This is a genomic window from Nocardia sp. TBRC8007, from assembly GCF_056629435.1.
On the sequence record NZ_JBWSOR010000028.1, the window covers coordinates 38,752 to 58,070 of the forward strand.

The window sequence follows — 19,319 nt, forward strand, 5'->3', positions numbered from 1 at the left end:
GGCGCCGCACATTATTTGGCAGTATCTATTTTTTAGTAGAAAGCAGCAGATTATTCTGATTCGTTATTTTGATTCGGCCAGCACCGATTCCACCAGCACCGCGAGCAACCGAGCCAGCGGGGAAGCGATGAGGACCGTCCCACCATATATAGCAAATATGCTATTCGTTCGTAGATTTACCTGACAAGCACTCGGACAGTCTGCGACATCGGTTGTACAACTTGTGCATAACAGCAGGTGTTCAGCTGTAACAACGGGGCATTCCGATTCGACAACTGGACAAGAAGCGCAGATAAGACGCCTCGCCTCAGGAGCGCGCCATGTCCACGACTATCGCCCCGCACGCTGCGGACTATGACGGCCATCGCGTCATAGTGTCAGCCGATGATGGCGTTCCACTCGCGGTTCACATCATCGGCGCCGAGAGCACCCGAGTAACCGTGGTATTCGTCCACGGCCACTGCCTGCGCGCCGAATCCTGGTCCGCCCTGCGCGAGCACCTACTCCGACGGTGGGGAAGCGGCACCAGAATGGTGTTCTACGACCACCGCGGCCATGGCGCGTCCGGAGCAGGGCATCCGTCGACCTACACCATCGAGCAGCTCGGCCATGACCTGGACACCGTACTTCGGTCGGTTGTCCCGATCGGTCCAGTGATCTTGATCGGCCATTCGATGGGGGCCATGGTCGTGCTCGCCTACGCCCGGCTGCATCCGGAGGCCATCGGCCCGCGGATCGTGGGTGTCGGCCTCCTCGCGGGTGCGGCCAATGGACTCACCGAGGTGGGACCCGCCCGTCTCCTCAACCGGCGCACGGTGAATTCACTACAGGCCGCCGTCCTCCGCGCACCACGCGTCATGCGGGCGTCCCAGTGGCTGACCCGACATCTGCTGCGATCGATCGTGCTCGGGACAGGCTTCGGGACGAGCGGAGTGAACTCGCGTATAGCCGCACTGGCCACCGCAATCCTGAACGACACCCCACTACTGACAATGTCCGGCTTTCTACCCTCGCTGATTACCTTCGACGAGACAGCCACCCTGCACCGTCTCGGCGCCATCCCGGTTCTTGTGCTGGCCGGTTCCGCCGACATCATCATTCCGTTCACACACTCGGTGGTGCTGGCCTCCCAGTTGGCCTGCGCGGAACTGGTACGCCTGGAAGGAGCCGGGCACAACGTGATATTAGAGCGAGCCGAAGAAGTCGCGCTGTCCATTGTCGGACTTGTCGAACAAGCTTTCGCCGCGCTGCGCATCGGTTCCGGGCACACTGCCGCTTGTTGACTTACGGCAACTTTTCAGCACTTAACGACTTCGGCTGCACACAAGCCAGAATCGCATTCTTTCTGTACTGTGTTTTAGATCACGTTGTGTGGTGAGTCACACAACTCGGTAACGCATGACCCGAGGCAGACAGGCGCTCGCGTTCCACACGCCTAGTTCACTTGTCCGCCAAGGATTACAGGAGGCATCAATGACACACAGTGACTTCGCAGAATTGCGCTATGCGGTCGGCCAACTCCGGCAATCCATCAGCGCCCTGCGCACCCACTATGGCGACGCGGGCAGCGTGCGCCGCCTGGAGAACGACCTGGAGCGCCTGGTCATCGACGCCGAAGAATTCGAGCAAGCACCTCCCCCCGAGGTACGTCAGCGCGCGCAAGAGACCATCTACGTGCCGGACAGCAAATCCGACGAGGCCGCGTGGATGGGCGCGCAGGACGAGGGGCTCGGCTTCCATTCTCGCCCACGGACCATATAGCGCCCACCGTGGAATATCCCGGCTGCCTCGCGCAGCCGAAGCGGACTCGCACGCCGCTACACGCAACCGCTCGACATAGACAAGTCACACGAGCGGCACTCATCAGAGCATCCGAGCCGGATGCGGCAGGTGCCGCATCCGTCCGTTTCCACCAAGAACATCAGCGTGGCTCCAGCGAAGTTGCCGCAAAAACGAGGCGCTGCCCATTCGGCGCACGCAGGCCACCGCAGTAGCAATCTCGTCCCGCTCAGCCGAGCGCACCGGATACCCCGCTCAGCCGAGCGCCAGGCATAACCATCACCTGGTTCAACAGTCGACTCCGAATAGCAGGCCTCAATGGTCGACTTAACAGTAAATTGTGGTGCAAATCACTGGCACTGGGGGCTGATAGAGCTGCCAGGCCCACTCACCTGATAGTGGTCGTGTCGTAAGGTGCTCACCATCACATTCGATCGCGGAGGTAATGATGACCACCCGCATACAAGATCAGCGAGGCATCTTCCTGTGAGTGCCGCACCGACCGCCGCCCCGGAACTGGGTACCGGCGTATTCAGCACGACAAGAGCCCGAATATCGCAACGCACGTTACGCACCGACCGATGGTGGGTTCCCCCACTGTTCACAGTGCTGGGACTAGCCGCGTTCGTGATCTACGCGACGATCAGATCGTATGTGCGCACGGCGTATTGGGTTCCGGACTACCACTATCTGACACCGTTCTACTCGCCGTGTCTGAGTACCTCGTGCGTCGAAGGGGCGAGCCACTTCGGCACCCCGATCGGCGAGGTGCCTGCGATTCTGCCGCTCGGTTTCGTGGCATTGCCGTTCCTGCTCGGCTTCCGGCTGACGTGCTACTACTACCGCAAGGCCTATTATCGGTCCGTATGGTTCTCCCCACCCGCCTGCGCCGTAGCCGAGCCACACGCCAAGTACACCGGTGAGACCAAGTTGCCGCTGATCATCCAGAACGCACACCGCTATTTCTTCTACGTGGCGGTGGTGATTTCGGTGATCAACACTTATGACGCCATCATCGCTTTCCACGGTAAGACCGGGGGCTTCGGCTTCGGTCTCGGCAATATCGTGTTGTTGGGCAATGTGATCTTGCTGTGGGCCTACACGCTGTCGTGTCACTCCTGTAGGCATATCGCCGGTGGGCGGCTCAAAAACTTCTCCGCACATCCGGTGCGTTATTGGTTCTGGACTCAGGTATCCAAGCTGAATACCCGGCACATGGCACTGGCCTGGACCACGCTCGGCACGCTCGTGCTGACCGACTTCTACGTCATGTTGGTCGCCAGTAACACGATTTCTGACCTGCGGTTCATCGACTGACCGCCGCACTGAGGAGTTACTCCGCATGGTAGAAGTAGAAAGGCATAATTACGACGTTGTCGTGATCGGCGCAGGTGGTGCCGGATTGCGCGCGGTGATCGAGGCCAGAGAGCACGGGCTGTCCGTCGCGGTGGTGTGTAAGTCACTGTTCGGTAAAGCGCATACGGTAATGGCCGAAGGCGGCTGCGCCGCATCGATGGGCAACGCCAACGAGAAGGACAACTGGCAGGTTCATTTCCGGGATACGATGCGCGGTGGCAAGTTCCTGAACAACTGGCGCATGGCCGAATTACATGCCCAAGAGGCACCCGATCGAGTATGGGAGCTGGAAACCTATGGGGCACTGTTCGATCGGACTTCCGACGGCCGGATCAGTCAGCGCAACTTCGGCGGCCACACCTACCCACGACTCGCGCACGTAGGCGACCGGACCGGTCTCGAGATCATCCGCACCATGCAGCAGAAAATTGTCTCGCTGCAACAAGAGGATTTCGTGAAGACCGGCGCTTACGAGTCCCGCATCAAGGTATTCGCCGAATGCACCATTACCGAATTGCTCAAAGATGACGACCGGATTTCCGGGGCATTCGGGTACTGGCGGGAGTCCGGCCGCTTCATTTTATTCGAGGCTCCCGCCGTGGTGTTGGCGACCGGCGGTATCGGCAAATCGTACAAGGTGACCTCGAACTCCTGGGAATACACTGGCGATGGGCACGCACTGGCCCTGCGCGCGGGCGCGACGCTGATCAATATGGAATTTCTGCAATTCCACCCGACCGGCATGGTCTGGCCGCCCAGTGTGAAAGGCATTCTGGTTACCGAAGGGGTGCGCGGCGACGGCGGAGTGCTGAAGAACACCGAGGACAAGCGATTCATGTTCGACTACATTCCGCCGGTCTTCAAGGGGCAGTATGCCGAGACCGAGGAGGAAGCCGACCAGTGGTTGCGCGACAACGATTCCGCGCGCCGCACACCGGACCTGCTCCCGCGTGACGAAGTCGCGCGCGCGATCAACGAGGAGGTCAAGGCGGGTCGTGGCACCGAACACGGCGGCGTCTACCTGGACATCGCCTCCCGGATGCCTGCCGAGGAGATCGTACGGCGGCTGCCGTCGATGCACCACCAGTTCAAAGAACTCGCGGATGTGGACATCACGAAGGAGTCGATGGAGGTCGGGCCGACCTGTCATTACGTGATGGGCGGAGTCGAGGTCGACCCGGACACCGGGGCAGCGACAGTACCCGGTCTTTTCGCCGCGGGCGAATGTTCCGGCGGAATGCACGGCTCCAATCGGCTCGGCGGGAACTCACTATCGGACCTGCTGGTGTTCGGTCGCCGTGCCGGTCTGGGCGCCGCCGCTTATGTGGAGCGGTTGAACAAGCGTCCGTCAGTCGCCGAGGCCGATGTCGCGAAAGCAGCGAAAAGCGCACTGGCGCCGTTCGATCCCGCTGGCGAAGCCACTGGGGAAAACCCGTATACCTTGCATACCGATCTGCAGCAGTCGATGAACGACTTGGTCGGCATCATTCGCAAAGAGCAAGAAATGCATTCGGCGATCGACAAGCTCACCGAGCTGCGCTCCCGGTTCCAGCGGGTCACCATCGAGGGACATCGTCAGTTCAATCCCGGCTGGCATCTCGCGCTCGATCTGCAGAATATGCTGTTGGTCAGTGAATGCGTGGCACAGGCTGCGCTACTGCGCACCGAGAGCCGTGGCGGGCACACCAGAGACGATCACCCGGCGATGGACCCGGACTGGCGCAATACGTTGTTGGTCTGTGCGGTGGATCCGCGCACGGCCGATGATCCGGTTCCGACTGTCGTGGTGGAGAGCAAGGAACAGGTCCCGATGCGGCCCGATCTGCTCGCCCTTTTCGATCTCGGCGAGCTCGAAAAATATTACACCCCGACTGAACTCACCGGGCATCCGGCTGCGGCCGGTAATTCGACGGAGCGAGAGGCGTAGAGATGGGTTACGACGCCAAATTCCGCGTCTGGCGCGGCGATCTCGACGGCGGAGAGCTGCGCGACTTCACCGTGCTGGTGAACGAAGGCGAGGTGGTGCTCGACGTCATACACAGGCTACAGGCCACCCAGGTGCCTGACTTGGCTGTCCGTTGGAACTGCAAAGCAGGAAAGTGCGGTTCCTGTTCAGCCGAGGTCAACGGTCGACCACGGCTGCTGTGCATGACGCGAATGTCGAGCTTCTCCACGGATGAAGTGATCACCGTGACACCGATGCGCACATTCCCGGTGATCAAGGATCTGGTCACCGATGTCTCGTTCAATTATGAAAAGGCTAGAGAGATACCTTCTTTCACACCACGGGACGATCTCAAACCAGGCGACTATCGGATGCGTCAGGTGGATGTGGAGCGCTCGCAGGAGTTTCGCAAATGCATCGAGTGTTTCCTGTGCCAGAACACCTGCCACGTAGTACGTGACCACGAGGAGAACAAGAAATCATTCGCCGGCCCCCGGTTCTTGATGCGAATCGCCGAGTTGGAGATGCATCCGTTGGATGTCGCCGACCGCAGGGATTCGGCACAGGACGAACAGGGGCTCGGCCTATGCAATATCACCAAGTGCTGCACCGAAGTTTGCCCAGAGAACATCAAGATCACCGACAATGCATTGATCCCGATGAAGGAGCGGGTAGTCGACCGCAAGTATGACCCAGTGGTCTGGTTGGGCAACAAGCTGTTTCGTCGCTAGAGCCGGTCACTCGAGTTGTCAGCAGACGGATACCGCGGCTCGAAAAGTTGGGGTTCTTTCGGAAAACATCCAGTAATGAAACCGATGCGAGGCGGGCTCCGAGCACCCGCCTCGCGGCGTTCTACTTGGTGAGGGCGGACAGCTTCGGGTCGGTGGCGTACACCTTGGCAGCGTTGGACTTGGTGACGATAACCGGCGGAAGCAGATAAGCCGGAACATCCTTGACACCATTGTTGTACGACTTGGTGTCGTTGATCTTTGGGGTGCCACCGTGCTGCAGCGTTTTGATCATCTTCACAGTTTCCGCGACAAGCTTGCGGGTGTCCTTATTGATCGTGGAGTATTGCTCACCCGCCATGATCGACTTGACCGACTCGACTTCGGAATCTTGGCCGGTAACGATCGGAATCGGCTTACCCGCGGACTTGATCGAGGTGATGATCGCACGGGCAAGGGTGTCGTTCGGCGACAGTACGCCGTCGAGGGTCTTCGTACCAGAGTAAGTCGAGGTCAACAACGAGTCCATGCGCCGCTGCGCGCCTTCGGCTTTCCAGCCCTGGATCGCAGTCTGCTTGATGTCTGTCTGACCGGAACCGACGATGACCTTGCCCTTATCGATGAACGGCCGCAGGACATCCATCGCGCCATTGAAGAACATCTTGGAGTTGTTGTCGTCCGGTGAACCAGAGAACAGCTCGATCGTCCACGGCCCTTTCGGCTTCCTCGCCTTCATGCCGTCCAGCAGTGCTTGCCCCTGCAGCTGGCCGATCTTGAAGTTGTCAAAAGCGATGTAGTAGCTGACGTCTGGCGTGTTGGTGATCAACCGGTCGTAGGCGATGACAATGGCCCCGGACTGTGCGGCCTGCGTCACCTGGGTGGACAGCTGCGCGGCGTCGGCAGCTCCGATAACGATGACCTTCGCCCTTTTAGTGATCATGGCGGATATCTGCGCCTGCTGGTCGGCAACGGTGGAGGTGGCACTGGCGTACTGCACGTCGGGTTCGAAACCCGCTTCTCTCAGGTCATGGGTGAACAGGTCACCAGCGAGAACCCAGTTCTCGGATGTCTTGGACGGCAATGCGACACCGATCACCGAATCGGCCGCGAAACCGTTGGTCGTCGTACCACCGCTACCGTCGCGCTCGGTGGAGCAAGCAGCCGCGCCGAGCACTAGCATTGCTGCGGCACCGATCGCGAATGCCTTCATGCGATGTCTGTACATATTTCGTGACCTTTCTTGGCGCACAGCAGGCTTTGTCCACGGTGCTAGCGAGAGGAGAGTGAGTCAGCTTGCCGCCGAAACTTTTTCGGTCCCACTACGCGTTACGATCGGCGTGACCACCGATGGTGGCTCTTCTCGACGAAACGGGCGCATGATCGAGCCGATGATCGAAAACTGGCCCTCTTTCTTGTTGTAGACATCGACGGCGACGGCGAGCAGCAGCACCAAGCCTTTGATGACCTGCACCAGATCCGATCCGACACCCATGAGTTGCAGGCCGTTGTTGAGCAGCGCCATGACACTGCCACCGACGATCGAGCCGCTGATCGTCCCCAGTCCACCGGAAACCGCGGCGCCGCCGATGAACACGGCCGCGATCGCGTCGAGTTCCCAACCGAGTCCGTCCTGTGGGCCGGAGGCGGCGGAACGCGCCACGAAAATGATGCCCGCGAGCGCGGCAAGGACCGACATGTTCATCATGACGAAGAAGTTGACCCGCTGGAGTTTCACGCCAGACAGCTCAGCGGCTCGGCTGTTACCGCCTATCGCGTAGATGCGCCGACCACCAACGGTATTGCGGGTGTAGAACGAGTACGCGATCACCAGCGCCAGCAGGATGATGCCGGACACCGGGAAACTCGTGCCGATGCGGCCACCAGCGAAGCGCAGCGTGATGAAGATGATGACCCCCATCTGCACGGCGAGCCGGATACCGGTCACCCAGATCGGCGCAGGCTGCGCACCCATATCCCGCCTGATCTGCCTGGCACGCCACTCTCGCCACACCACCCCGGCACATCCGGCAAGGCCCAGTAGGAGAGTCAAGTTGTTGTAGCCGGTGTCGGGTCCTACCTCGGGTAGAAAACCGGCACCGACGATGCGGAAACCCGACGGAACCGGCACGGTGTCGGCATTGCCGATGTACTGGTTGCCACCACGGAACAGCATCATTCCCGCCAGCGTGACGATGAACGCGGGCACGCCGACGTAAGCGACCCAAAATCCTTGCCATGCACCGATAGCCGCGCCGACAAGCAGGCCGAACGCGATCGCCACCGGCCACGGCAGGTGGAAGTGCTGCATAGATTTGGCGACGACGATGCCGGTGAACGCGGCAACCGAACCGACCGACAAGTCGATGTGCCCGGCGACGATCACCATCAACATGCCAATCGCCAAGATGAGAATGTAGGAGTACTGGCTGACGACCGCGATGAGATTGCTGGAGGTCAACGTGAGGCCGTCGGTCAGAACCTGGAACAGCAGCACGATCGCCACCAATGTGAAGATCATGCCGAACTGGCGGGCGTTGGCGGTCACGCCTCCGAACAGGTTCTTTCTGAGAACGTGAAAGTGGCTCATAGCGTCTGCGTCTTCTTGGTAGAGGTCATCTGCTTCATGAGGAGTTCCGGCTCGGCTTCGCTGCGCGGCACATCACCAGTGATGGTCCCCTCGAACACGGTGTAGAGGCGGTCGCACAAACCGATGAGCTCGGGCAGCTCCGAGGAGATGACAATGACGCCCGTACCCTGCTCGGCGAGCCGCTGGATAATCCCGTAGATCTCGTATTTCGCCCCCACATCGATACCGCGCGTCGGCTCGTCGAGGATCAGCAGGTCCGGGCCGGTGAACATCCACTTCGCCAAGACGACTTTTTGCTGGTTGCCGCCCGATAGCTTCGCGACCCCCTGGTCGACCGTAGGCGCTTTGATGCGTAAGCTGTTGCGATACTCCTCGGCAACCCGGTGCTCCTCGACTGTGTCGACCACGCCATGCTTCGAGATCTTCGACAGCTTGGCGGATACGATCGAGGTCTTGATGTCGTCGAGGAGATCGAGCCCGATCGACTTGCGGTCCTCGCTTACGTAGGCCAAACCATGCTTGATCGCGTCGGAGACCGATCTGAGCTGAATCTGCTTGCCGTTCTTGTAGACACGTCCGCCGAGCCAGACCCCATAGGATCGGCCGAACAGACTCATCGCGAGTTCGGTTCGGCCTGCCCCCATCAGGCCAGCGAAGCCGACGATCTCGCCGCGCCGGACATGGAAGCTAGAGCCTTTGCACACCAGCCGATCGGGGGAAATCGGATGGCGCACTGTCCAGTCCCGTACCTCGAAGAAAACCTCGCCGATACTCGGCTCCCGGTTCGGGAACCGGCTGTTCAGTTCCCGGCCCACCATGCCGCGCACAATGCGGTCCTCGTTCATTCCCTTGACGCGCACATCGAAGGAATCGACCGTCCGCCCATCGCGCAGGATCGTGATCGAGTCGGCGATCGCCTCGATCTCGTTGAGCTTGTGCGAAATGATGATCGAGGTGATCCCCTGGCGCCGGAACTCGCGCAACAGATCCAGCAGATGCTGCGAGTCGTCCTCGTTGAGCGCCGCTGTCGGCTCATCGAGGATCAGCAGCCGCACATTCTTGGCGAATGCCTTGGCGATCTCGACGAGCTGCTGCTTCCCGACTCCGATGTCCTTGATGAGCGTGTCGGGATCTTCCTCTAACCGGACCTGCGCCAGCAATTCGATCACACGGCGCTGCGCGGCTCGCCAGTCGATCGCGCCGCGTTTGCGCGGCTCATTACCCAGAAACACGTTCTCGGTGATCGACATGCCCGGCACAAGTGCGAGTTCTTGGTGAATGATGACGATACCGGCCTGCTCACTAGCACGGATGTCGCCGAACCGGACCTCCCGGCCCTGGTAGACGATGTCACCACTGTAAGTGCCGTACGGATACACACCGCTGAGGATCTTCATCAGCGTCGACTTCCCGGCGCCGTTTTCTCCACAGATGGCATGGATCTCTCCAGCACGGACCACCAAGTCGACCCCGGACAGGGCGGTACCTCCGGGAAACTTCTTGGTGATCGAACGCATCTGCAAGATCGCAGTGTCACTCATGCTCACAGATCACTTCTCAGCACGTCACGACCAGCCGAATGCGGTCTTCGAGAGGCGCAGCTTGGTGGTGACATCGATGTCCTCCGAGGCCCTTGATCCACGCGCCCTACCCAGGATAGTGAGGGCGCTCACACCAACCGCCAGACTGTAAATCCATTTGCTTTATAAAGTCAACCCCTCGACTGAGAGATAAACGTAAAAATGCCCGGCAGTAGCCAGTTAGTAAATCTATTTGCTTTACTAACTCGCCAGCTTGCGGCAAGATGATCGACGAACAGCACAGGAAGGACTCCCGGTGCGGCAATCAGGCACGAATCTCCCCAAAGTGGGGCGATACAACCGGGCAGTGGTGCTCGATCGGATCCAGCTTGCTGACGGCATCAGCAGGCAAGAGATCGCTCAGCACACCGGCCTCACGGCGCAGACCGTCTCGGGGATCGTACGCAAACTGCTGGACGAGGGCATCGTGCGCAAGGACGAGACCAGCCGAGTCGTCAGTGGTGGACGACCGCGCACCCCGTTGCGGATCAATCCGGACGCCGGGCGCGCGGTCGGGCTGCATTTCGACCCTGCCGAGCTCACCTGCGCTGTGGTCGATCTGCTCGGGCGGTCGCTGGTTACCCGGCGGCAACCAGCACCGCCGGGTGCCGAGCCCGCGGAAACTGTCGCGGCGATGGCGGACCTGGTTCGCGACGTACTCACCGAGGCAGACGTGCCGAGAGATCGGGTACTCGGTCTCGGTCTGGCCTGTCCCGGCCCGATCGACCAGAATCAGGGCATTGTCGTCATACCGCCCCGGCTGGTGAACTGGACGCGAGTGCCGATCAAGCAAATGTTGAGTGCGGCGACAGGCCTACCGGTGACGATCGACAACGACGCCACGGCCGCCGCAATCGGTGAACGGTGGGCAGGCTCCGGGCGTGGTGTGGCGAATTTCGCGTATTTCTTCTTCGGCACCGGCGTCGGAGGCGGTCTCGTCCTCAACCACCAAGTTCACCGGGGCGGCTCGCTCAACGCCGCGGAGTTCGGGCACACATCCGTATTCGACGACGGTCCCCGGTGTTACTGCGGCAACCGCGGCTGCCTCGAAACTCTTGTCAGCCCAGAAGCGATCGTCGCCGAGACTTATCGGCGACTGCACGACCAGCCCCTCGATACGATTCTGTCGGAACCGTTCCGCCGTGAGCCCGCCACACTCAACCATGCCACCATCCGGCTCGCTGCCGCCGATGGCGATTCCCTCGCCACTGCCGTCATCGACCAGGCGGCACAGCGCGTCGCCACTGTCGCGGTCAACGTCGTGAACATCACCGATGTGGATTTGATTGTGCTCGGTGGTCACGGCATCCGCCACGTCGAGCAACGCTATGTCGACGCCGTCACCTCGGCAGTTTCCAGCAGACCGTTGGCCAGGCATATCCGAGTCGTCGAGGTCGCTCATTCACCATTAGGCCCGGATGCCGCTGTTATAGGTGGTGCCGCACTGGTCCTACACCACACTTTCTCACCGCAGCTGTCGGTACTTCTCCCCAACTGACCACACACGAAGGACATTCCATGAAGCAGGAAGTCGTGCTCGCGGTCGATATCGGCGGCACCAAGATCAGTGCGTGCCTTGTCGGACCAGACCGAAAGGTGCGCGAGCACAACGTGATCGCCACACCTAACACCGAGCCCGACATCAGCGAGGCGCTCCAGGGCCTACTCACATCAGTAGCAAGTGGTGCGCGGCCGAGCGCCATTGGAGTGGCCTCAGCCGGGCCTATTCATCCGCAATACGGCACCGTCAGTCCGATCAATATCCCGGCATGGCGTAACTTTCCGTTGGTCGACCTGGTCAGCGCCGCCCTGCCAGAAGTCCCGGTCACGCTGATCGGTGACGCCATCGCAGCCGCGGTGGGCGAGCACTGGGTCGGCGCCGGTCGCGGTGCGGCGGCCATGCTCGGAATCGTCGTATCCACCGGAATCGGCGGCGGTCTCATCCTCGACGGAGCGCCTTACCTCGGACCGAGCGGCAATGCGGGCCATCTCGGACACCTGGTCGTCGATCCGGCAGGCCCGTCCTGCTCATGTGGTGCGGCCGGCTGCGTCGAGGCCTACGCGAGTGGCCCTTCAATGGTTCGGTGGGCTCGCGAGCACGGCTGGATCGGACCGGACGCCCGCGCCCTCGCCGCCGATGCCGCCAACGGAGAAGCCATCGCTCTGAACGCATTCGAGCATGGCGCAACGGCACTGGCACATGTCATCACCACAGCGGCTACGTTCTGCGATCTCGACCGCGTTGTGATCGGTGGCGGTGTCTCCGCCGCAGGCCGAGTGCTGTTCGCTCCGCTGCAATGGCACTTAAGCCGCCTCGTCACACTTGATTTCACACAACGGATGACCGTCCATCCCGCTGCGCTCGGCGGACACGCCGGCCTACTCGGCGCCGCATACAGCGCACTCTCGACGCTCCGGGAACCACCCCGGTCCCGCGCTCGGTAACCCCAGTCACGGTTGGAAATCTAACTGGTACAGGATAGGCCGACCGGTTCGAACCCGGTCGGCCGATACCTTCTTATAGGATCGCCACCACACCAAGAGCCACGATCCACACCAGCAGACCGATGGACAGCGCCGACGACATCGAGCCGGTGAGGATGAAAACACCAACCGCCGATACCGCGAACAGTAACGCGAGGATCAGCCACCCCACCCGATCCCCTGGCCATAATTTCTTGTGTCGGAGACGGGAACCCTTGAGCCCTCGGTCCACAAGGAATGAAATACCCCGAATCAACCGGGGTAAACACGATTTCGTTGCCGAATCTGTGTAATTTCGTGATCTACGAACGCGCGGATTCCCTCCCAGCACATCACGAACCTGCTTCGCAAGGGCTTACGACTTCGGCCCAGTAGCTCTCCTGCTGTCACCGGTGACGCGGCGATTACCGCGGATAGTCGAACTCACCATCGTGCACACCCGCGGTGAAGGCGGCCCACTCACCCGGCGTGAAGATCAGCACTGGCCCCTCCGGAGCTCGCCCATGGCGCAAACCAACATGTCCGTCGGCAAGCAAAGCCACCTCGACGCCGTCGTTACCCACCCCTTCCGCAGACTTCCGCCAGGTAGCCCCGGCCAGTTCGACATTAGTATCGTCTCGAATGCTCACGACATGAACCCCTTCGCTTCCAGCTAGATCAGCTGCCTACGGATTACGCGAGCCGATACACCCACCGGGCGCGACTTCGCCCGATCGTACCGTCGCCCGCCATCTCCGTCCGGCATACGAACAAGCTATTGATCGCGCTGTGCGCAGTGCGATCCCGGCCGAGTTCGGCGGCTAACCCATGCGGGCGGGGCACACTCGTGCCGAACGCATCGACGGCAGTCCCGAGCTGATACGCGATGCTGCTCAGTGCCTGCTGTGGTCGGTGAGCGGGGTACGCGGACCGAACTTCGGTTTGCGCAGGTGGCCGCTGACCTCGAGGAGGCGGATCGCCCGATAGCGATGCGGGCGTAGTGGTTCCAGGTATTCGACCATCGCATCGTCATCGATGGGGCGACCGAGCAAAGTCCAGCCGACCGTAGCGGCGAGGTGGTAATCGCCGACCGACAATGCGTCCGCATCGCCGAAAGCCCGTTGCGCGATCTCCGCGGCAGTCCATACCCCGATGCCGCAGAGACTGCGCAGCATGCGCTCCGCATCGACGGGATCGGCCTGCGCCGCACGCTCCAGTGAACTGGCTATCCGGGCCGCACGCACAATAGTCCGCGCTCGCCGCGGCCCGACATCGGCCCGATGATAGGTCCAAGACGGAATCCGTCGCCAGGTATCGGCGGCCGGCGGCAACCGCATCCCTTCCGGGGCTGGGCCGGGCGCGATTTCCCCGAACTGCCGCACCAACTTTCGCCACGAGGCATGTGCGGAGCGGGTGTGCACTTTCTGTTCCAGTACAGCGGGCACCAGGGCCTCGAAGACCAAACCTGTGCGCAACATACGCAGGCCAGGGAAGCGTCGGTGCGCATCGACGAGCTTCGGATGATCCGGGACAAACCCCGAAAGGTCTTCGTCCAGGCACAGCATGCGCTCGAGGTTATCGAGGAATTCCGCCGCCCCCGGCCCCCAGGCGCGGGCCTGCACCGCGCACGGACCAGACTGGGCCAGGCAGTAGGTAACTGGTCCGGCAGGCAGCCGGGATACGTGCCAGTGCGCGCCATCACTGGTCACCCGATGACACGGATCGCCTGCGCCGCGACCGAGCGGGGCGACAGTGCCCGCCAGATCGATCGGCCGATCCGTCGTCACGGTCCGGACATATCCCGACTCGACCATCGCACTGCGCACCGCATCATTCTGCTCGTCCCCGCCGCGCGGTACCGCGTCGCGCTCCCTGAACTATCCGGGATTATCATCTGGCGTGCGAGGAAACGCTCGTTACCGCGATTCCGCATGAGCCGGACCCTCGCATTCAACACAACGCAGAATGCGGCGATACCGATTGCGATCGGCGAACAGTCAGCGCCGCCATAACGGAGGTTCTTGATGATCACCACCATGCTCAACTGGTTGCTCGATGCCTGGGGCAATCTCTTTGCCGGAAGCTCGGGCTACCATATTCCGCCGGGTACCCTACCCTTCGGTAGCTGAACCGCACGGCAAGGAAGTACACGACCGTGACACGCAGGTCACCGCACCGAGCCGAATTCGCATACCTAGCGTGTTTTCAGCTCTCCCGCCGGGGGAACGCCGTGCCCTTCGGCTCCCGGCGGGGGCGCCTACCGACGTCGGCAGTCGTAAGGGGAAACTGACTGTCCCAAGAGAAATTGCGCGAGATGCAGGCCACGCCACCCGGTCAGGGCAGCGGCCTGGGTGCGGCAGGAGAAGCCGTCGGCAAGGAGGATCGAGTCTGCACCCGCCGCACGCAGCGCGGACAGCATGCCGTTCTCGGCCACAGCGACCGAAATATCGTAATGATCGGTCCGCATGCCGAAATTTCCCGCCATACCACAGCATCCAGTGATTTCGGTTATATCTACCTGCATATCGGCCAATAGCTGACGATCTGTATCGAACCCGAGCACCGCGTGCTGGTGACAATGCGGCTGAACCACTACCGAATGTCCGGTCCGCACCGGCGGACGCCACGTCGGCTGTTCGGCAAGAAACTCGGCGAACGTGCGTATCGCGGCAGCGATCGGCGCCGACCTCGGGTCATCCGGGAGCAGTTCCGGCAAGTCCGCGCGCAGGACCGCGGTACAGGACGGTTCCAGGCCCACGACCATGCCACCTGCGCCGACGTGCTCCGCCAGCGCGGCCACCGTGGCGCGCAACCGCGCGCGAGCGCCGTCGAGCTGGCCGGTGCTGATCCAGGTGAGCCCACAGCAAACGCGGCTGTCCGGAATTCGGACGCGGTAACCCATGGTGGTCAGCAGCCGCGCCGCGGCCAGCGCAATCTCTGGGTCGAAGGCATCGGTGAAGGTGTCGACCCACAGCATCACCTCACCGCTGCCCCGCACGGTGTTCCGTTCCTCCGGGGCGTAGGACGATTCGGCGAGCGCGGCGCCGAAGTCCAGATCACGCCAGATCCGGCGGAAGCTGCGCTCGGCCAGACGGGGCAGATCACGGCGTGGGTCTATACCGGCTGCCCGCGACCCGATACGACGCAACACAGCGCGATCGGCCAGTGCATTGACCACGCGCGGCATCCGGGTCGCGACGGCCAGCCAGCGAGGCAGCCAACCCAAGGAATAGTGATCGATCGGACGAAGCCTACGACGGTAGCGGCGGTACAACATCTCCGATTTGTAGGCAGCCATATCCACACCCGTTGGACAGTCCGCGCGGCACGCTCGACACGACAAACAGAGATCGAGCGATTCGGCGACGGCCTCCGACGACCACGGTAGAGCACCGCGCACCACTTCCTGCAGGACTCTGGCGCGCCCGCGCGTGCTGTCCTTCTCGTCTCTGGTCGCCAGGTAGGACGGGCACATAAAACCGCCATCAGCACGGCATTTACCCACGCCCACACAGCGATGGACCGCCGCGCTCACATCACCGTCGTTCGGGAACACATACCCGTTCGACGATCGGACAGGTGGGAGTCCGACCAGTCGCAGATCAGCATCGAGCGGACGCGGCGCGACGAGCACTCCTGGGTTCAGCATGCTGTCAGGATCGAACAACGCTTTGTATCCGGCGAATACCTCTAGCACCGCGGGGGAGTACATCACCGAGAGCAGCTCCGAACGAGCCCGGCCGTCACCGTGTTCACCGGAAAGCGAACCGCCGTAGCGGACCACCAGCTCGGCCGCGTCGAAGAGGAAAGCGCGGAAGCGTCGCGGTGCGTCGGCAATGGGGAGATCGAGACGGACATGGATACATCCGTCGCCGATATGTCCATAAAGTAACCCGTCCACGCCATGGTCACGGGTCAGCGCGGCGAAATCGCGAAGATAGGCGCCGAGCCGGTCCGGCGGAACAGCCGCGTCCTCCCATCCTGGCCAGGCCGGACGTCCTTCCGGTGTGCGACCCGCCAGCCCGGCGCCGTCAGCGCGGATCTGCCAGAGCGCGGCGGCGGCACCGGGGTCGGTGACGATCCTGGTGTCGAGCGGGTCCGCGGTGCGGCACAGCCGCTGTGCGACGGCGACTGCCTCGGCCTGCGTCTGCCCCGCGGTCTCCACGAACAACCAGGCGCCACCACGCGGCAGGTCCGGAACAGATCTGCCGTGCGCGCGCACCACGTCGATCAACCGCGCGTCGATGCCTTCGACCGCGATCGGCGCGCAGGCCGTCACCGCAGCGACATCGTCGGCCGCAGTGGCTATATCGGAATAGCCGAGCACTGCGAGCACCGTCGCCCCAGGCAAGGCGACCAGCTCGACCGTGGCTTCCAGCAGCAGGCCGCAGGTGCCTTCACTACCGACGAATGCCTTGGCCGCCGACGCACCACGCTCGGGTAGTAACTGTGCCAAGTTGTAACCGGATGCTTGGCGGTCGAAACGTCCGAGGTCTGTCCGGAGCACCGCGAGCCGCGCCCGGCTGAATTCGACGAGGCCGGGCACTGTGGACAGATCGGCGGCCAGGGTACGCTCGGCGCCTGCGCCGTCCACGATGCGCAGTTCGCGCACAGTATCGCAGGTGCGGCCCCAGGCGACGGCCCGTGGCCCGCACGCGTTGTTGCCGATCATCCCCCCGAGCGTGCAGCGGCTCTGGGTGGAAGGGTCGGGCCCGAAGCGCAGCCCGTGCGGGCGGGCGGCGCGCTGCAAGTGCGACAGCACCACCCCCGGCTGCACCGTGGCGACACCCGCTGCCGGATCGATCGCCACGATCCGGTTCATGTGCCTGCTGAAGTCGAGCACCAGTCCGGGACCGATCGCGTTGCCCGCCACCGAAGTTCCCGCGCCACGCGCGGTCACCGATAGACCGTGCTCGCGGGCGTATTCCAAGGTGGCCAACACGTCGGCATCGGTACGTGGGAAAACGACCCCGGCCGGACGCACACGATAGTTCGACGCGTCCGAGGAGTACTCCGCCCTACGTCGCTCGGAGGTATCGACTTCACCCACAATCGTGCTGCGCAATGCCGTCATCCGGTTCTCGGTCACCTCGCCAGCCTAGGCGCGCGGTCGCGCTATCGGCGTCAGTCGTTACTCCGGGAGTTCGCCGAACGACTGACGCCGATGCCATCACTCCGATCGGTGAATCCGTCACCTCTCCGCTACCTCGAGCTCCAGCAACTTTGATCTCAACCAATGTTGAGGTTTTAGTGTCGGTGGCCAGGTGTTCGATAGCGGAATGAGAAGGAGGATGACGTGAGTATCGAATCCGTGGCGTGGAGCCAACTGTATCGGCGCGCGAACGCACCGCAGGAGCTGCGGCCGTTCCGCCGCGCCATCATCGAGCGCATCCTCGGATTCGCGGCACCCCACCGCCGTCGGATCGGCGCGTTCCTGCTGTTCAGTGTGGTGTCGGCATTGCTCGCGGTGGCCACGCCAGTACTGGCGGGACGGGTGGTCAACAACATCATCGAGGGTGCGCCTGCCCGGGTCGTGATCATCCTCGCGCTGGTGATCGGCGTACTCGCGGTGTGCGACGCCGGTCTCGGGCTGGCGACTCGCTGGATGTCGGCAAGAATCGGTGAAGGGTTGATCCTCGATCTGCGTACCGCTGTGTTCGACCATGTGCAGAAGATGCCGATCGCGTTCTTCACCCGGACCAAGACTGGTGCGTTGGTCAGCCGCTTGAACAACGATGTGATCGGTGCCCAGCGCGCGTTCAGCGACACCTTGTCCGGGGTGGTGGCCAACCTGGTGACCCTCGTGCTCACGCTCACTGTGATGGTCGGTATTTCTTGGGAGATCACTTTGCTCGCGCTGGTGCTGCTTCCAGTGTTCGTGGTCCCGGCACGCCGGATGGGCGACCGCCTCGCAAGCATGCAGAGAGAAGCTGCCCGGTTGAACGCGGCGATGAGCACGCAGATGACGGAGCGATTCTCCGCGCCTGGCGCGACACTGGTCAAGTTGTTCGGCCGGCCAGAGCGTGAGTCCGGCGAGTTCGCGGTGCGGGCGCGCCGGGTCGGGGATATCGGCGTGCGCACTGCGATGCTGCAGACAGTATTCATCACTTCGCTCACGCTGGTCTCAGCGCTGGCTATCGCATTGGTATACGGGCTAGGCGGCTGGTACGCGATACGCGGGCAGCTGGACGCGGGCGCGGTCGTATCCCTGTCGCTGCTGCTGACCAGGCTCTACACTCCGCTGACCGCGCTGGCGAACGCCCGGATGGAGATCATGGCCGCGCTGGTGAGCTTCGAGCGAGTTTTCGAAGTGCTCGACTTGAAACCATTGATCGAGGACGCACCCAATGCAGGCCCGGTCCCGGCCGGTCCAGTTTCGGTGGAGTTGGACCAGGTCAGCTTCAGCTACCCGACAGCAGACAAGGTGTCGCTGGCTTCGCTGGAAGATGTGGCGACCTTGGATTCCCGCGGCGGAGTGGAGGTACTGCACGCCGTGTCGCTACGGGCCGAGCCCGGTGAGATGATCGCGCTGGTCGGATCCTCTGGCTCGGGGAAATCGACTATCGCCCAACTGATTTCCCGTCTCTATGATGTCGACCGCGGTGCGGTGCGGTTGAACGGTGTCGACGTGCGCGAGCTGACCAATGGGTCGATCCGGGAGGCGGTCGGACTCGTCACCCAGGATGGGCACTTGTTCCATGACACTCTCCGAGCCAACCTGCTGCTCGCCCGGCCGAAGGCTACCGAGGACGAACTCTGGGACGCGTTGGAGCGAGCCCGGCTGCACAAGCTGGTTGCCGCGCTGCCGGACGGACTGGAGACGATGGTCGGGGAGCGTGGCTATCGGCTGTCCGGCGGTGAGCGCCAACGGCTGACCATCG

General features: G+C 62.3%; 15 protein-coding genes. 8 read left to right on the forward strand and 7 right to left on the reverse strand.

Going from position 1 to position 19,319, the window contains the following annotated elements; translation table 11 throughout:
- Window positions 1-320: 320 nt before the first annotated feature.
- The 5 genes from ACX4ZE_RS17785 to ACX4ZE_RS17805 all read left to right on the forward strand — a co-directional run bounded on the left by ACX4ZE_RS17785 (window position 321) and on the right by ACX4ZE_RS17805 (window position 5,811).
- On the forward strand, window positions 321-1,283 hold the full coding sequence (locus tag ACX4ZE_RS17785; protein ID WP_480274579.1) for an alpha/beta fold hydrolase: 963 nt from the start codon (window positions 321-323) through the stop codon (window positions 1,281-1,283).
- A gap of 190 nt (window positions 1,284-1,473) precedes the next feature.
- On the forward strand, window positions 1,474-1,761 hold the full coding sequence (locus ACX4ZE_RS17790; RefSeq protein WP_480274580.1) for a hypothetical protein: 288 nt from the start codon (window positions 1,474-1,476) through the stop codon (window positions 1,759-1,761).
- 504 nt (window positions 1,762-2,265) lie between these two features.
- Window positions 2,266-3,096 (forward strand): hypothetical protein, encoded by an 831-nt coding sequence (locus ACX4ZE_RS17795; RefSeq protein ID WP_480274581.1) that lies wholly within the window; start codon window positions 2,266-2,268, stop codon window positions 3,094-3,096.
- Between the two features lie 25 nt (window positions 3,097-3,121).
- Window positions 3,122-5,062 carry a fumarate reductase/succinate dehydrogenase flavoprotein subunit gene (locus ACX4ZE_RS17800; RefSeq protein ID WP_480274582.1) on the forward strand — a complete coding sequence of 647 codons (1,941 nt, stop codon included), beginning with the start codon at window positions 3,122-3,124 and terminating at the stop codon, window positions 5,060-5,062.
- A gap of 2 nt (window positions 5,063-5,064) precedes the next feature.
- Entirely contained in the window at window positions 5,065-5,811 is a 747-nt protein-coding gene (locus ACX4ZE_RS17805) for a succinate dehydrogenase/fumarate reductase iron-sulfur subunit (RefSeq protein ID WP_480274583.1), read from the forward strand.
- A 121-nt stretch (window positions 5,812-5,932) separates the two neighbouring features.
- Here the strand turns inward: ACX4ZE_RS17805 and ACX4ZE_RS17810 are convergent, their stop codons facing one another.
- From ACX4ZE_RS17810 to mmsA, 3 genes are all read right to left on the reverse strand, one after another.
- A complete protein-coding gene (locus ACX4ZE_RS17810; protein WP_480274584.1) occupies window positions 5,933-7,018 on the reverse strand; it encodes a substrate-binding domain-containing protein in 1,086 nt (361 codons plus the stop codon).
- Window positions 7,019-7,096: 78 nt separating this feature from the next.
- Window positions 7,097-8,353 carry a multiple monosaccharide ABC transporter permease gene (gene mmsB, locus ACX4ZE_RS17815; RefSeq protein WP_480274585.1) on the reverse strand — a complete coding sequence of 419 codons (1,257 nt, stop codon included), beginning with the start codon at window positions 8,351-8,353 and terminating at the stop codon, window positions 7,097-7,099.
- A 38-nt stretch (window positions 8,354-8,391) separates the two neighbouring features.
- A complete protein-coding gene (mmsA, locus tag ACX4ZE_RS17820; RefSeq protein WP_480274586.1) occupies window positions 8,392-9,936 on the reverse strand; it encodes a multiple monosaccharide ABC transporter ATP-binding protein in 1,545 nt (514 codons plus the stop codon).
- 295 nt (window positions 9,937-10,231) lie between these two features.
- Here mmsA and ACX4ZE_RS17825 point away from each other — a divergent pair, with 295 nt between their 5' ends.
- Window positions 10,232-11,473: an ROK family transcriptional regulator gene (locus ACX4ZE_RS17825; RefSeq protein ID WP_480274587.1), complete on the forward strand. Its 1,242-nt coding sequence runs from the start codon at window positions 10,232-10,234 to the stop codon at window positions 11,471-11,473.
- A gap of 20 nt (window positions 11,474-11,493) precedes the next feature.
- Entirely contained in the window at window positions 11,494-12,420 is a 927-nt protein-coding gene (locus ACX4ZE_RS17830) for an ROK family protein (protein ID WP_480274588.1), read from the forward strand.
- A 73-nt stretch (window positions 12,421-12,493) separates the two neighbouring features.
- On the opposite strand, the gene ACX4ZE_RS17835 is transcribed toward ACX4ZE_RS17830, so the two are convergent.
- The 4 genes from ACX4ZE_RS17835 to ACX4ZE_RS17850 form a co-directional block, all read right to left on the reverse strand.
- On the reverse strand, window positions 12,494-12,691 hold the full coding sequence (locus ACX4ZE_RS17835; protein WP_480274589.1) for a hypothetical protein: 198 nt from the start codon (window positions 12,689-12,691) through the stop codon (window positions 12,494-12,496).
- A gap of 172 nt (window positions 12,692-12,863) precedes the next feature.
- Window positions 12,864-13,088 (reverse strand): DUF397 domain-containing protein, encoded by a 225-nt coding sequence (locus tag ACX4ZE_RS17840; RefSeq protein WP_480274590.1) that lies wholly within the window; start codon window positions 13,086-13,088, stop codon window positions 12,864-12,866.
- A gap of 243 nt (window positions 13,089-13,331) precedes the next feature.
- Window positions 13,332-14,252 (reverse strand): DNA-3-methyladenine glycosylase family protein, encoded by a 921-nt coding sequence (locus tag ACX4ZE_RS17845; protein ID WP_480274592.1) that lies wholly within the window; start codon window positions 14,250-14,252, stop codon window positions 13,332-13,334.
- A gap of 443 nt (window positions 14,253-14,695) precedes the next feature.
- Entirely contained in the window at window positions 14,696-17,512 is a 2,817-nt protein-coding gene (locus tag ACX4ZE_RS17850; protein WP_480274593.1) for an FAD-binding and (Fe-S)-binding domain-containing protein, read from the reverse strand.
- A gap of 222 nt (window positions 17,513-17,734) precedes the next feature.
- Between ACX4ZE_RS17850 and ACX4ZE_RS17855 the strand changes: the two genes are divergently transcribed.
- The coding region (locus tag ACX4ZE_RS17855) for an ABC transporter ATP-binding protein (protein WP_480274591.1) at window positions 17,735-19,319 on the forward strand (1,585 nt) is incomplete at its 3' end.

Bases quoted from the DNA above. Each gene is read 5' to 3' on its own strand.
- ACX4ZE_RS17785 (WP_480274579.1), top strand. From the start codon at position 321: ATGTCCACGACTATCGCCCCGCACGCTGCGGACTATGACGGCCATCGC.
- ACX4ZE_RS17790 (WP_480274580.1), top strand. From the start codon at position 1,474: ATGACACACAGTGACTTCGCAGAATTGCGCTATGCGGTCGGCCAACTC.
- ACX4ZE_RS17800 (WP_480274582.1), top strand. From the start codon at position 3,122: ATGGTAGAAGTAGAAAGGCATAATTACGACGTTGTCGTGATCGGCGCA.
- ACX4ZE_RS17805 (WP_480274583.1), top strand. From the start codon at position 5,065: ATGGGTTACGACGCCAAATTCCGCGTCTGGCGCGGCGATCTCGACGGC.
- ACX4ZE_RS17810 (WP_480274584.1), bottom strand. From the start codon at position 7,018: ATGAAGGCATTCGCGATCGGTGCCGCAGCAATGCTAGTGCTCGGCGCG.
- mmsA (WP_480274586.1), bottom strand. From the start codon at position 9,936: ATGAGTGACACTGCGATCTTGCAGATGCGTTCGATCACCAAGAAGTTT.
- ACX4ZE_RS17830 (WP_480274588.1), top strand. From the start codon at position 11,494: ATGAAGCAGGAAGTCGTGCTCGCGGTCGATATCGGCGGCACCAAGATC.
- ACX4ZE_RS17845 (WP_480274592.1), bottom strand. From the start codon at position 14,252: ATGGTCGAGTCGGGATATGTCCGGACCGTGACGACGGATCGGCCGATC.
- ACX4ZE_RS17850 (WP_480274593.1), bottom strand. From the start codon at position 17,512: ATGACGGCATTGCGCAGCACGATTGTGGGTGAAGTCGATACCTCCGAG.